The sequence below is a fragment of the Pseudomonas sp. B16120 genome, assembly GCF_044218845.1.
GTDB classification, from domain to species: domain Bacteria; phylum Pseudomonadota; class Gammaproteobacteria; order Pseudomonadales; family Pseudomonadaceae; genus Aquipseudomonas; species Aquipseudomonas paracarnis.
Genome location: NZ_CP162588.1, coordinates 1,431,119 through 1,443,512 on the forward strand (window position 1 = coordinate 1,431,119; position 12,394 = coordinate 1,443,512).

The following is a 12,394-nucleotide window of genomic DNA, read 5'->3' on the forward strand; positions in this document are numbered from 1 at the left end:
GCGTGTGTCTGTTCGGCGCACTGCAAACAAGGGATTTGACAATTATCGAGGCTTGAACCCATGAATCATGTGATCAACTCCATACTGGAAAATGCATCAACTCGCCCCTCAATCGGCCATACCAACCCCGCGCTACTGCATGACGTCCTATGGCGAGCCCTGGAGCACGCACTCAAGGCCAACACGGATGATGCTTCCCACACCCCGCATGCCCGTGCCTGTCTCAGGATCTATGCTGAAATCGATACGCTGTCGTATCTGGACAAGGGTGATTCGAAATTGGCCGCAGCTCTGGGCAAGGCGTTCTTCGAATCGCGCTCCAGCAAAGACGTCGAGGCATTCTGGAAGTTGTTACTGATCAAGCAACTGCTGTTCGAATTGTCGGTCAGGGGTGTGGCGACTCAGATTGCTTCGCAAGCCAGTCTGCCTCGTCAGTTGCTCACGCTCGATCCGCAGTTGATTGCAGCGCCTGCGGGCGTGAATATCAGCCTGGGAGTGCTGTGCAAAGAAACCGACCAGCTCAAGCACTCCGTTGTGCTGGTCTTGCAGAAACTGGCACAGCACGTCGAGGATCGTGGCCTGAAAAAGCCTCAAGTCACTGCGCAGCTTCTGCTGGAGTTGTACAACGCCGTGTGGTCGGGCAGTAATGGCACCGATATCGAGTCACAGATTTTTTACGCCGACAGTGTGTATGACGCGTTGCCCGACGTGCATCACGCCCTGGGCCTGGCGCCGCAGGAAAAATGGCTGACGTTGTTCACCTGGTTATACGGCGACAAGGATGGCCGCCCCTATGACACCAACCAGCACACCGAAACCCTGGTGGTGGCGCTGGAAACGGCGCTGCGCAATCGCTACATCGCTGATATCGACAGTCTGATCAAAGACGGCGGCGCACGGCATCGCCTTGAAGAGATTCGTGCTCGCGTGGGCAAGGATCATCCCGAGCATTTCAAGCGTCCCGCCGAACTGATCGACGCACTGAGCAGCATCCGTTTTACCCAGCCCGCCGCCATCGACCGTCTGCTGCTGCGGATGCATGCGTTTGGCTTTCACTATCTGGATATCGAGTTTCGTGAAAACGCCGAGATGTTCAGCTGCGTGGTCGATGAGATCCTTTCCAGTCAGTGGCTGGAAACCATCGGCCTGGGCCAGGGCCGGCACTATCACGAGCTGGATGAGCGTGCGCGTCAGGCCGCCCTTGAGGTCGCGCTGGAGGGCGGGACGGCCCGGACGCCCGCTGCCCTGTGGCAGGAGTATTTGCAACGCACCACGCCGATTTACACGCGGAAAGTCGAGCAATATGCCGGCCAGGATTACATTGCGCTGATGGAGCAGGATGCGAGCTATATCCGCATGCACGATGCGCGCAACGCGGTGGAACGGTTTGAAATGATTGACCGTTATCGCGACCGGATGAAAATCCACGGGATCGCCGAGTACACCTCGGCCCTCAGCGCGCTGGAGGTGCTGTTCCTGATGAAAGCGGCCCAGGTACGGGACGGGATTGACATCGCTCTGCAACCTGAAGACCTGGCAGGTGCCGAGCGCACGGTGGCCACGGTGCATGAGGTGTACGAAAACCCGGTGTACCGCCAGCACCTGGCAACGCGCGGCAACCGCCAATACATCACGTTTGGCCCCAGCGACACGGGCAAGCAAGGCGGCAAGGCCATGCACAAGCTGAACATGGCGATTGCCAACCAGCACAAGTTGATCGCGGCCCGTTATGGCATCGAGGTGGTCGTCCACGTCATCATGGGCGGGGAACACGCACGGTGTAATGGGGTGATCGCCGAGACCTTGCAGGAGTTCGGCGCGCTGGAGGGCCCGGAAACCCGCTTCATGCTGGCCGGCTGCGCGGAGATGCGCGCTCATCTGCTGACCCGCAACCAGTCCGTCAACTTTCTCAGCCAGTTGTACCGTATGCACGCCGAGCCCAAGCCGCAGCCGTCCGAGGAGGTCATTGCCGGCAGGGTTCAACGTTGGGGGGGCGTGGTGCGCCGCTACCAGGCGACGTTCTTCGAGCATCCGGCGCTGCCTTCCCTGCTGCGGGACCTGGCACGATTCGATGTGGTCAGGGCCACCGCCAAAGGCACCCGGCCGCCTTCTCGTATCTTCAACATCAAGGTGTTCGAGTCGCGTCCCGATGCCATTCGTGCGATTCCCTGGACCCGCGCCTTGCTGGCCGGTGGACTGCACAGCGAACTGATCGGCGTCGGGCAGTTTGCGCAAGAGCCGGCAACTTGCTTGTCCAAGGCCTTCAACGAGGATGAGAGCTTTCACACCTACGTCAAAGGCATGGCCTACGCCATTGCGCGAACCGACCTCAAATGCGCCTGGCTGACCCTGACCGGCAGCATCCCGGAAAAGGCCCACATCCAGAGGCTGGCGCAAGCCTTGAAGGCCGAAGCCGTCGGTACCGCCGAACAGCTGCTGGCCAGCCTGCACCTGGAAGTGATTGAAGGTAAGCGCTTCGTGTACAAAGCCACCAACGGCACCGAGCCGGCGGATCCATGGAAAATCAAGGAAGGCAGCTTGCTCAACCTATGGCCCAGCCTCAGGGCCGAGGTCTATCTCAAGGAAAAGAACTTGCGAATCTATCGCTTGTTTCTGCTCTACGCCAAAAGCAATCCCGCGTTCATCCAGTCGTCATCGCTGAATGATTTCTACAGCGGGTTCCTCGCGGCCGTGAGTACCGATGCAGGTTTGGTCGATCCCGCAAGCGCCCACCATTTCACCTGGTGATTAACCCCGATGCCCAGGGCAACCTGGGTATCGGCAGGCGCTACCCTCCAAGAGGATCAACTGTATGGCATTTACCACCTTGATACTGGATGCCCCCGGGCCGCCGTTACTGTTTGAGGAAGTCGATCGCTTTCTTGAACTGGGCCTGGGCGTCACCCTCAACCTGCATTATTTCGCGGACAAAGAGCGCATCCGGCAGCACTACGGCACGCGCATTCACTATGCCGAGATCAACTGCCATGACGAGCCTGGCTTTATTGCCGCCGTGAGTCAGGCCGGGGGTTACAGCGTGTTCAAGACGCGCCTGAACATCCCGTTGGGCGCTGGCCTGATCCGCGCTGCCACCTCGCCGGCGTTGGCCACGCCACTGCGCGCCATTGCCCAGGCTGGCACAGGGATCAATCATATTGATCGGCTGGCGTGCGAGCAGTGTGGCGTGGCGATCCTCAACACACCGGGCTCCAACGCGACCGCTGTTGCCGAATACGTCGTGGCCCAGGCGCTGTTTCTGTCGCGCGACCTGGATGACTACAACGCTGAAACGCACAACGGCCATTGGGCAAAAGGCTCCTTGGCACCTGCCTGCGAATACGCCGAACTGACGCTTGGGCTGGTGGGCACCGGCAGCATTGCCCGGCAGGTGGCGCGCAAGGCTGCGGCGCTGGGCATCAGGGTGATCGCCACCGGGTCCGAACGTTTTACCGAACCGGTGGCGCACAGCCTTGGGCTTGAACGGCGGGCAGGTCTTGGACAGTTACTGGCCGAGGCGAACATCGTCTCGATCCACGTACCGCTCACCCCGCAGACCCGAGGCTTGTTCGGCACCGCCGAGTTCCAGCAGATGCGCCAGGGATCAATCCTCATCAATACCGCGCGCGGCGGGATCGTCGACGAACACCGGTTGGCCGCTTTCATGCGCCAGTTTCCCAGGCATATCAAAGCCGTCGCCATCGATACCTTTGCCCTTGAAAAAGACCGCTTCGACTCGCCATTGACCACTATTGCCAATGCGCAATTGACGCCGCACATCGCTGGCAATACCACCACGGCAATCCGGACGGCGTCACGCCAGATCGTCGACAAGATCCACGCATTCAGTGCCGACGCCACCGCGCGTTAACCCACAGGACACAAGGAAGGCCACATCATGCAAACCTCTATTGTTACCCGCCTCGACGCCCTGAGTTGCACCGACCTCAGCGATGCGATGGACCGCCTGAAAATCGTTTGCCAGTGCACCGACATCATGCCTCTGGACCGGTCGTTCAACCTCACAGGCAAAGCCTGGACCCTGCGCTACGGCCCTACTGGCCTGGACGGCGGCTCTGTTGGTGACTACATCGACGACCTTGAGGCTGGCCAGGTGGTAGTGATCGACAACCAGGCGCGGCTCGACACCACCGTGTGGGGCGATTTACTGACCTCTACCGCCGCCCGTAAGCAGTTGGCCGGGACGGTGATTGACGGTATCTGCCGCGATGTCGACCGTGCGTTGGAGCTTAACTACCCGATCTTTTCCCGGGGGAACTGGATGCGCACCGGCAAGGATCGCGTGCGTGTCGAAGCGATCCAGGCGCCCGTTACGCTGGGTGGCGTGCGGGTACAACCCGATGATTGGTTGCGCGGCGACGGTGACGGCCTGGTGGTGATTCCGGCCGGCTCACTGAGCGAAGTGCTGGAGGTGGCCGAAGAAATCCACCAGGCCGAAGAACATATTCGTACGGCTATCGAGGAGGGCGTTCCTTTACGCAAAGCTCGCGCCGATTACGGCTACCACGCCTTGCAGACTCCGCGCCGCTGACTGGCCGACGACAGAAGCCGCCGCGGGTGCGGCTTCAGTTGATGCTGGTCGGGGTGGTCAATAGCACCGACCCGGTTAAGCGGGACCAGGTCTTGCGCAATACGGACGTGGCGGAAATCCGAGGTGTTGGCCGCAAGATGAAACTCCACCTCGGTGCGATTTTTGCAGCCGGTCGCTGCTGGATAAGGTCGGCAAAAACTAAAAAACCGATCAGTGCCTTGAAGATGATTAACTGACTTTTGCGTGCTCACACCTCAATGCCGGATAGAGAGAAGTCAGGGTATGAGTACGACCAGACTATTTGGATTTACGCCCACTAGCCGGAAACAACCCTCTGATCACCCCAAGAAACGCCGCAAACAAGTTGATTGAAGTCGCCGTAGTGATGGCAATCAACACATTGTCCGAGAACGGCGCTTTACCCGAGTAATACGTCGACCAGCCATTCCACACCAGCAGGACCCCCCAGAAGATCACCCCGCACGCAGCGAACCAAAACGCACGCCCCGCATATTTCTTGCGCAGTTGCCTTTCAGCCTTCTGGTCTTTGAGGTTCTGGCTTCTTTCATCGTCGGTGCCTATGGCTTGCTCGCCACCGGCTTGGGTGTCCTGGTCAGGCCCTGCCACGGGGGGCAAGGTGAGTTCCAGGTTGTCGAGTTCTTCACTCACGGATGCGGCTCTTTGGGTGAATGAGTGTGGCCATGTCTTCCCAGTCGATGGCCGAACCGTCGGCGCCCTTGAGGGCCCAGGCTGTGCCGTCCTCGTGGGAGAGGTTGGACAGTTGGGTGCCAGACCACTTGCCGTATTTGTTGATGATCCGGTCAATCAAACGATGGGTGTAGGTATCGCTCTCAGGAACCCTCGGTGTCACGAAGACAATGTCTTCGGCGTCGGGCTTCAGGTTGCTGAGCAACGCGGTCACCGGGCGATTACCGTAGGATTTTAACTCATGGTAAAGCGACGGAATGACCGGGCCATATTGCCAGCGGGCGAAGTGATCATCCATGAGGGGCTGATCCCGTTCGCGCAAATGCCAGGACTGCGTATAAAACAGCAGTTTTTGCAGCTTCATGGGCGTCAGGCCCGAAAGCTTGCCTTCCTTCGCACGTTCAATGAAGGCGTTAGCGACAGCTAGCGCTGAATAAGCCATGAGCACCTCCGTCGTTGCTGGCTACGTTGTCAAAGAGTTTTATACATAGGCCTTGAGTTGTCGACATGCAAGGTGTTGATCGGCAGCAATACCAAGCTGTCGGAATAATAGAGTGTCAATAACTGGTTGTATATACAGTGTTCTGATTCGAATTAAGTGAGGTCCGGATGTTTAGTGCATAAATATGCAAATTAGCATTTGCCAACCCCCCAAACTCCCGTCACTATCCGCGCTATGCAAAAACGCAACGTTTCTATCGTCTTAAGAGAGCTGCTGGACCGCGACCGGATCTCCCCCACGGAGCTTCACCGACGCACTGGCGTGCCTCAATCCACACTGTCCCGGATCCTCAGCGGCAAGATCGTTGATCCGTCGGATAAACACATCTCCCGTATCGCCGAGTATTTTCGCGTGAGCACTGATTACCTGCGCGGGCGCTCAGCAGTGGGCGCTTTGCGCGATGACGGGCGCGACCCGATGCATTCGGAACTCAAGGACATAAGCCTGTGGGACGACGACACCCCCGTCAATGATGACGAGGTGTCGATCCCCTTTCTGCGCGAGGTTGAATTGGCTGCTGGATCAGGAAGATTCGTCATCGAGGAAAGCGAAAAGGCCAGCCTGCGGTTCGGCAAGCGCAGCCTGCGGCATAACGGTGTGCAGTTCGACCAGGCCAAGTGCGTGACGGTGCGCGGCAACAGCATGTTGCCGGTGTTGCGCGACGGCGCCACGGTGGGGGTCAATGCCGGCAAGAGCGGCATTGGCGATATCGTCGATGGTGACCTGTATGCCATCAATCACAACGGCCAGTTGCGGGTTAAACAGCTCTACCGCCTGCCTTCCGGTATCCGCCTGCGCAGCTTCAATCGTGATGAACACCCCGATGAGGACTACAGCTTCCAGGATATCCAGGACGAGCAGATCAGCATCCTCGGTCATGTTTTCTGGTGGGGTATGTACGCCCGCTAACTCCCACTCGTAAGAAGAAACCCGCCCATGTGCGGGTTTTTTTTCGCCCGCAGAAAACCGGCAAACCCCAAGCCAGTAGGCCTTCTAATGCATATGCGCATTTGCGCAGCAAAAATAAATGCATTTGTGCATTGACTGTATATGCATACATGCATATTCTTCGTCTCAAGCCAGCCAACAAGGCCTGGTGGAGGCGGCAAGGATGCTGCCAAGGAAGACAAGGAAGGCACGCAACATCGGCAAGGACGCCATCGAAGCGATGGCAGGGATGCCAGGCAACACCGGCAAGGATGCCGACGCTCTTTAGTTTCACCGCTTCAACAACAGGCAGCGATGAACCGGCCTTAACGGTTCAGAGGGTTGGCAACTGACCCGGGTGTGCAGCGTAAAGCACCAGAAGCAGTTATCCGGCAGACAGGGATCGTGGTCGGAAAAACATCGAGGAAAGGACCGTACCGCGCCAGTAGCGCCGAAAGTCCGAGGACATCATTACTGAAAAGCCCGGGCGACCGGGCTTTTTGGAATGCCTACCTACTCAAGCATTTGTAAATGAAATACGGACTATCTATTGCTCAGCCAGGAGGCGTGACATGACAAATGAACAGCAAGCGTTAGCGGAAATGCCTATCTGGCTGGTGATCGTATTGGCAGTGATCGGCGGCGTATCCGGCGAGATGTGGCGGGCCGACAAGGAGGGCGCCCGCGGTTGGTCACTGATCCGCCGTCTGGCCCTGCGTTCCGGGGCGTGCATGGTTTGCGGGGTTTCCGCCCTGATGCTGTGCTACGCCGCCGGAATGTCGATCTGGACCGCCGGCGCCATTGGTTGCCTGACCGCCATGGCCGGTGCCGACGTGGCCATCGGTCTTTATGAACGGTGGGCAGCCAAGCGCATCGGGATCAACCAAGGCTCCCGCCAGGACCCGCAGTAATTGTTGCAAGGACGCTACTTAAAATGACGCTTATCGAAAAGCCATCCCAACTGCCCCAGGCCATCGGCGCGGTGCTGCACGCGGCCTTCCCGGACATCAAGGTCGGTAGCCACCAGGACTTTAAGGGCGACGCCGAAAAAACCGGTGTGCAGGTCACGGTCGAAGGCAATGGCCCGGGCATTCGCTCTCGCGAAGGGCGCAAGGCTCACGTGCTGAGCATTTCACTGAGGGCCATGGTCGCCCCCGGTGCATTGCCGTTCGATGCCTGCGACCTGGCCAGCCAACTCATGGACCTGGTGTTGGATAACCGTTGGAACCTGCCCCAGACGCAGTGCGATTTGCCGGCGAATATCGTCGCCGCTCCCGCTGCGCGCACTTCCGTGGAAACGGACTACGACACCTGGACGGTTTCCTTCACGCAAACCCTCTATCTGGGGCCGGTGTTACTCGACGATCCCACAGGCCAACCGCTATTTGCCTGCACTTGGGACGTCTCCAACATCGACGACCCAACCCAATACCAGCCCCTGGCGGAGTAGCCCATGTTCGACGCGCTGTTACGCATGCAATTGGGACCGATCGTCGAACGCCTGGCTGAGATGGAGTCCCAGCTTGAGGACCTCTACCGCCGCGCCGAGAGCTTCTGCCGGATCGGCATCTGCCAGCACGTCGATGCGGCCAGCAACACCTGCAAGGTCAGCCACGGTGACCTGCTCACCCCGGCGATCCGCTTTTTCAACCCCAGTGCCGGTGCACAAACCGAAACCCGCATCCCCACGGTGGGTGAACAATGCCTGCTGCTCAACTACGGCGGGGGGGAGGGCGGGGTGCAGTCTGTGGCGCTGTTTGGTCTCAACAGTGATCGCTTCCCGCCGGTCTCCAGCGTGGCAACGCTGACCCGGCGGCGCCATCAAGACGGCACCCAAAGCGACTACGACGACGCCAGCCACACCTTCAACTGGGTCAACGGCCCGACCAGCTTCAGCGGTTCCCGTGAACAGGTTGACGTCAAAGTCGGCGCCGCCAGCCTGACCCTCAACGCCCAGGGCATCACCCTGCAAATCGGCGGTACCAGCCTGTTGCTGGATGCCGGCGGCGCGCACTTCAGCGGCCCGGTGGTGGACCATCAAGGACGCGTCATCAGCCCCCGATAAGGACACCCCATGCTCGGAATCGATAGGAACACCGGGGCGGCCGTCGACGACTGGCTGCAATTTGTGCAGCGCGCCACCCGAGCGCTGACCACCCCCATCGGAACGCGGCAAAAACGCCCGCTGTACGGCTCACTGATCCCGCAATTGCTCGGCCAGAACCTGGGCGATGACTTGCTGATCCTCGCCCAAAGCCACGCCGCCCAAGCGTTCTACAACATTCATAACGGCATTGGCGATTTTGACCCTCAGGTCATTGTCGCTACCCGCCAGGGCGCCGGCCTGCTGCTGCGGTTTGCCGGCACCTGGAAAAACCGCCAACAATCCTTCGAGGTCGTGACATGAGCATGCTGATCCCCGGCCAGAACCAACTGGCGGAACCGGCCATCATTAAGGTCGATGAGTTCGAACCGTTGCTGGCCGAATTCAAAGCGTTTGTCATCGACTACGTCGCCACTCGCGCGCCGCAAAGCGCAGCCAAACTCCAGGTCAGCCTCGACAACGAAAGCGAACTGCTGACCCTGGCCCTGGAAGCGTTTTGCGTGCGCCTGCAAACCCATGAGCGCAAATACAACGCGCGCATCAAGCAGATGCTGGCGTGGTGGGCCACCGGCAGCAACCTGGATGCGCGCCTGGCCGATATGGGCCTGGAACGCCAAGTGCTCGACCCAGGCGACCCGGCGGCTTTCCCGCCGGTGCCGCCCACCTTGGAAAGCGACGACGACGCCCGCCTGCGCTACTACTTGGCACCCCACGCCCCAGCGGCGGGCTCGCGCATGCAGTATCGCCGCGAAGTGTTCACCTTGGGCGAGCGCCCAGCAGTGAAAGTACAAAGCGCGACGCCCGGTGTGGTCACGGTCACCTACACCTTCGACCCCGACGGCTACGCGGCCCAGGTCAAGGACGGCAACGCTCGCCGCACCGCACCGGGGGAAGTCATGGTCACCGTGCTTTCCAGGGAGGGCGACGGCACGCCATCTGTCGACTTGCTTGACGGTGTACGTCGACATTTCGCACGGCCGGATGTACGGCCGGAAACCGATCTTGTCAGCGTCCAAGGCGCGCAGATTCAACCCTATAAAATTCGCGTGGTGGCCAAGATCAACGCCGGCCCGGACTCGGGGCTGACCCAAGTGGCCGCGCAGAAACTGCTGCAAGACTACGCCGAGTCCTGCCACCGTCTGGAAGGGCGGGTGGACCCCAGCTGGATCGACTACGCCATCCACAGTGCCGGGGCCGCGCAACTGCACATCCTCGAACCGCTGGCGCCGATTGTCAGCACGGCGTTCCAGGCCCCGTATTGCACGGGCGTCGAGGTGGAGGTGCGCACACTATGAGTGAACCCAAAGCGAGTTTGCTGCCCGCCAACAGCTCACCGCTGGAAAAGGCGTTGGACCTGGGCTTCGGCACATTGCTTGAGCGTGTCGCCCCGCCGTTTCCGGCGCTGATGAACCCGCTGTATACCCCTAGCGAGTTCCTGCCTTACCTGGCCGCCGACCGTGGCGTCAGCGAATGGGATGCCGAGGCCAGCGAAGCGGAAAAACGCCTGACCGTGGCCTTGTCCTGGCAGATTCAACGCCAGGCCGGCACGCCCAAGGCACTGAGCCATGCGGTGGAGTCATTGGGCTTCACGCCGAATATCAGCGCTTGGTATCAGCAGCGCCCCTTGGGCGTGCCTTACACCTTCGACGTGCAGGCGATCATCGGGCGCAGTTGGTCCAGCGGCGACCACAACCGGCTGATCCGTCGCATCAACGCGGCGAAAAGCGAGCGCGATCAGGCGACGATTACCATCGTGCATGAAACCGAAGGCCAGCTCGCGCTCACGCAAGTGCTCGACGCGCCTTTAAGCGACGGCGAGTTTTACCTGAACGGCGCATTGCCGGACCTGGCGCTGGTGGCTCGCCTAAACAGTGCCGGGGTTGCCCAGCACTACACCATTAACGATTACGACCTCAGGGCGCAGCCATGACAGATGAAATCACGCGCCTGGTGCGCTTCACCTCCAAAGGTTTGGATGAAGTGCTGCAGGCAAAGAACCAGGGCCTCAAAGGCGAAATCACCCACATCGGCGCCGGCACCGGCCGCTACAACCCCGACGGCACGGAAGTGGCCTTGCGTGACGAGCGCCAACGGGTGGCCATCGTCGATTACGAAGACCTGGGCGAGCGCCAACTCAGGATGGCCGCGCTGTTTGATGGCGACGGTGAGTATGAGATTGGCGAGTTCGGGTTTTACCTCGCCAGCGGCACCTTGCTGGCGGTGTATTCCGTGGTGGGGAAGTTGCTGACGTATAAAGCGGCGGCGGCGCGGGTGCTGCAGAAGTTTACGCTGGATGTTTCGCCGTTGCCGGCGGATAGCGTGACGATTGTGGTGGGGAGTGAGAACTTGAATCTGTTGTTGGCGGAGGAGATCGCGATTATGGCCGCGGCTTCGGTTGGCAATATGTCCCGCCACGTTGATTTGATGTTTCGGGTTATGCAGCTCGAAGCGAAGTAGTAGCACTGACAAAAGTGCTGGAAAGATTAACTGACAGGGAGTTGATGATGGGACTTGAAACGACTATCACGAAGGTTGTGGATGCATGTAATAAACTTACGGAGACGGTTACCAACCAAATTGGGAAGATTGATGCGCGGGTAGAGGCCGCTTCGAGTCAGTTTACTGCTTGGCGTAATAGTGTGCAGGCTAAGGATATTAATGGCCGTGCCTCTTATACACAAACAATTGATCTTACGGGACTTTCTACCAATATTTTTTATCCGGTCTGGTGGCGTATGCCAGGTAACGAGAGAGGTATGTCGGAGATCATAATTTCCAGAAACTATGGCTTGGACGCAGGCCTCAATCCATTCAACAACAATTTTGAGCCCCATGTCGCCGGTCTAAATCTGCAAATGGAGGGCTGTGGGATCCCGTGGAATGGGGACGCTAATTTTTTGACTATCAAGCGCATCTCTCAAACCTACCGAGAGACCGTCCGTCGTGCTCAATTCGGGATGTGGTCGTACGTCCGTCCGGTCACTGGCTTGAAGCCCATCTGGCTTAACCAGATACCAGGCACATTGGTCTCGTCCCCGCAGGAATCTGGCTGCTATTTGCGTGGCGGGCTGACGTATATCGTCACCAAGAGCTTTGAGGAGCCTGTGAAGTACAGTCGCTCAGATGCTGAAGTGGAATTGAGCCAAGCAGTGACCCCTGAATATGAAATTTGCTGGAAGGTGAAACCGTTTGCGATAACCGCCACCGAACTTGGAGAAACTTATCCGGAAAGCCGCTTGGCTTATACGTTGGATAACGATCTGCGTTACACAGCAAAAGGGGTATGAAGATGATTGGATATATCAAAACACTACTGCTTCCCTCTGGAGAGACGCTGATCAATGTCCCTGCGGACCGCCCAACATTGATGGCATTGGGATTTGACGAGGTTCGCGCAGATGAACTCGTCATGCAGGCGGAAAGCAATGCCAAGTTGGAGAGCGTTATCTCTGCGCGTCGTACGTTGTACGTAACTGAAGCTGATCCATTATTTCTGGAGTGGCAATACGACGAAACTCCAGAAAAAGAAAAGGCCTGGCGTGACAAAGTCGCCGAAATCAAGGCGCTCTATCCCTTGCCTGATCGCAACTGATCCCCACCGCGA

15 protein-coding genes are annotated in these 12,394 nt (G+C 58.9%); 13 read left to right on the forward strand and 2 right to left on the reverse strand.

The window, feature by feature from the left end; translation table 11 throughout:
• Positions 1-60 precede the first annotated feature (60 nt).
• The 3 genes from AB4P90_RS06765 to AB4P90_RS06775 all read left to right on the forward strand — a co-directional run bounded on the left by AB4P90_RS06765 (position 61) and on the right by AB4P90_RS06775 (position 4,549).
• Positions 61-2,748, forward strand: a complete 2,688-nt coding sequence (locus tag AB4P90_RS06765) for a phosphoenolpyruvate carboxylase (RefSeq protein WP_395605764.1) — start codon at positions 61-63, stop codon at positions 2,746-2,748.
• Between the two features lie 64 nt (positions 2,749-2,812).
• A complete protein-coding gene (locus AB4P90_RS06770; protein WP_019817702.1) occupies positions 2,813-3,868 on the forward strand; it encodes a D-isomer specific 2-hydroxyacid dehydrogenase family protein in 1,056 nt (351 codons plus the stop codon).
• 27 nt (positions 3,869-3,895) lie between these two features.
• On the forward strand, positions 3,896-4,549 hold the full coding sequence (locus AB4P90_RS06775) for an RraA family protein (RefSeq protein WP_019817703.1): 654 nt from the start codon (positions 3,896-3,898) through the stop codon (positions 4,547-4,549).
• 297 nt (positions 4,550-4,846) lie between these two features.
• Here the strand turns inward: AB4P90_RS06775 and AB4P90_RS06780 are convergent, their stop codons facing one another.
• Both AB4P90_RS06780 and AB4P90_RS06785 read right to left on the reverse strand, forming a co-directional pair.
• Positions 4,847-5,218, reverse strand: coding sequence for a hypothetical protein (locus AB4P90_RS06780; RefSeq protein ID WP_014717155.1), 372 nt, complete (start codon positions 5,216-5,218; stop codon positions 4,847-4,849).
• Positions 5,211-5,699 (reverse strand): Panacea domain-containing protein, encoded by a 489-nt coding sequence (locus AB4P90_RS06785; protein WP_014717156.1) that lies wholly within the window; start codon positions 5,697-5,699, stop codon positions 5,211-5,213. The genes AB4P90_RS06780 and AB4P90_RS06785 overlap by 8 nt, the downstream gene beginning before the upstream one ends.
• 225 nt (positions 5,700-5,924) lie before the next feature.
• On the opposite strand from AB4P90_RS06785, the gene AB4P90_RS06790 reads away from it, so the two are divergent.
• From AB4P90_RS06790 to AB4P90_RS06835, 10 genes are all read left to right on the forward strand, one after another.
• Positions 5,925-6,668: a helix-turn-helix transcriptional regulator gene (locus AB4P90_RS06790; protein ID WP_395606087.1), complete on the forward strand. Its 744-nt coding sequence runs from the start codon at positions 5,925-5,927 to the stop codon at positions 6,666-6,668.
• Between the two features lie 590 nt (positions 6,669-7,258).
• On the forward strand, positions 7,259-7,597 hold the full coding sequence (locus AB4P90_RS06795) for a phage holin family protein (protein ID WP_005785384.1): 339 nt from the start codon (positions 7,259-7,261) through the stop codon (positions 7,595-7,597).
• A gap of 23 nt (positions 7,598-7,620) precedes the next feature.
• Positions 7,621-8,136, forward strand: a complete 516-nt coding sequence (locus AB4P90_RS06800; RefSeq protein WP_014717158.1) for a hypothetical protein — start codon at positions 7,621-7,623, stop codon at positions 8,134-8,136.
• 3 nt (positions 8,137-8,139) lie between these two features.
• A complete protein-coding gene (locus tag AB4P90_RS06805) occupies positions 8,140-8,751 on the forward strand; it encodes a phage baseplate assembly protein V (RefSeq protein ID WP_014717159.1) in 612 nt (203 codons plus the stop codon).
• Between the two features lie 9 nt (positions 8,752-8,760).
• Entirely contained in the window at positions 8,761-9,093 is a 333-nt protein-coding gene (locus AB4P90_RS06810; RefSeq protein ID WP_014717160.1) for a phage baseplate protein, read from the forward strand.
• On the forward strand, positions 9,090-10,085 hold the full coding sequence (locus tag AB4P90_RS06815) for a baseplate J/gp47 family protein (protein WP_014717161.1): 996 nt from the start codon (positions 9,090-9,092) through the stop codon (positions 10,083-10,085). Before AB4P90_RS06810 ends, AB4P90_RS06815 begins: the two co-directional genes overlap by 4 nt.
• On the forward strand, positions 10,082-10,720 hold the full coding sequence (locus AB4P90_RS06820; protein WP_014717162.1) for a phage tail protein I: 639 nt from the start codon (positions 10,082-10,084) through the stop codon (positions 10,718-10,720). Before AB4P90_RS06815 ends, AB4P90_RS06820 begins: the two co-directional genes overlap by 4 nt.
• A complete protein-coding gene (locus AB4P90_RS06825) occupies positions 10,717-11,247 on the forward strand; it encodes a hypothetical protein (RefSeq protein ID WP_019817709.1) in 531 nt (176 codons plus the stop codon). Before AB4P90_RS06820 ends, AB4P90_RS06825 begins: the two co-directional genes overlap by 4 nt.
• 47 nt (positions 11,248-11,294) lie before the next feature.
• Complete coding sequence (locus AB4P90_RS06830) at positions 11,295-12,077, forward strand: hypothetical protein (RefSeq protein WP_032872888.1); 783 nt, start codon at positions 11,295-11,297, stop codon at positions 12,075-12,077.
• A 2-nt stretch (positions 12,078-12,079) separates the two neighbouring features.
• Entirely contained in the window at positions 12,080-12,382 is a 303-nt protein-coding gene (locus tag AB4P90_RS06835; protein WP_032872916.1) for a hypothetical protein, read from the forward strand.
• Positions 12,383-12,394: the final 12 nt, after the last annotated feature.

What these genes read in the sequence shown, in the direction of transcription:
- AB4P90_RS06800 (WP_014717158.1), top strand. Translation starts at nt 7,621, where the DNA reads ATGACGCTTATCGAAAAGCCATCCCAACTGCCCCAGGCCATCGGCGCG.
- AB4P90_RS06810 (WP_014717160.1), top strand. Translation starts at nt 8,761, where the DNA reads ATGCTCGGAATCGATAGGAACACCGGGGCGGCCGTCGACGACTGGCTG.
- AB4P90_RS06820 (WP_014717162.1), top strand. Translation starts at nt 10,082, where the DNA reads ATGAGTGAACCCAAAGCGAGTTTGCTGCCCGCCAACAGCTCACCGCTG.
- AB4P90_RS06785 (WP_014717156.1), bottom strand. Translation starts at nt 5,699, where the DNA reads ATGGCTTATTCAGCGCTAGCTGTCGCTAACGCCTTCATTGAACGTGCG.
- AB4P90_RS06775 (WP_019817703.1), top strand. Translation starts at nt 3,896, where the DNA reads ATGCAAACCTCTATTGTTACCCGCCTCGACGCCCTGAGTTGCACCGAC.
- AB4P90_RS06830 (WP_032872888.1), top strand. Translation starts at nt 11,295, where the DNA reads ATGGGACTTGAAACGACTATCACGAAGGTTGTGGATGCATGTAATAAA.
- AB4P90_RS06835 (WP_032872916.1), top strand. Translation starts at nt 12,080, where the DNA reads ATGATTGGATATATCAAAACACTACTGCTTCCCTCTGGAGAGACGCTG.
- AB4P90_RS06825 (WP_019817709.1), top strand. Translation starts at nt 10,717, where the DNA reads ATGACAGATGAAATCACGCGCCTGGTGCGCTTCACCTCCAAAGGTTTG.
- AB4P90_RS06765 (WP_395605764.1), top strand. Translation starts at nt 61, where the DNA reads ATGAATCATGTGATCAACTCCATACTGGAAAATGCATCAACTCGCCCC.
- AB4P90_RS06770 (WP_019817702.1), top strand. Translation starts at nt 2,813, where the DNA reads ATGGCATTTACCACCTTGATACTGGATGCCCCCGGGCCGCCGTTACTG.
- AB4P90_RS06815 (WP_014717161.1), top strand. Translation starts at nt 9,090, where the DNA reads ATGAGCATGCTGATCCCCGGCCAGAACCAACTGGCGGAACCGGCCATC.
- AB4P90_RS06805 (WP_014717159.1), top strand. Translation starts at nt 8,140, where the DNA reads ATGTTCGACGCGCTGTTACGCATGCAATTGGGACCGATCGTCGAACGC.
- AB4P90_RS06795 (WP_005785384.1), top strand. Translation starts at nt 7,259, where the DNA reads ATGACAAATGAACAGCAAGCGTTAGCGGAAATGCCTATCTGGCTGGTG.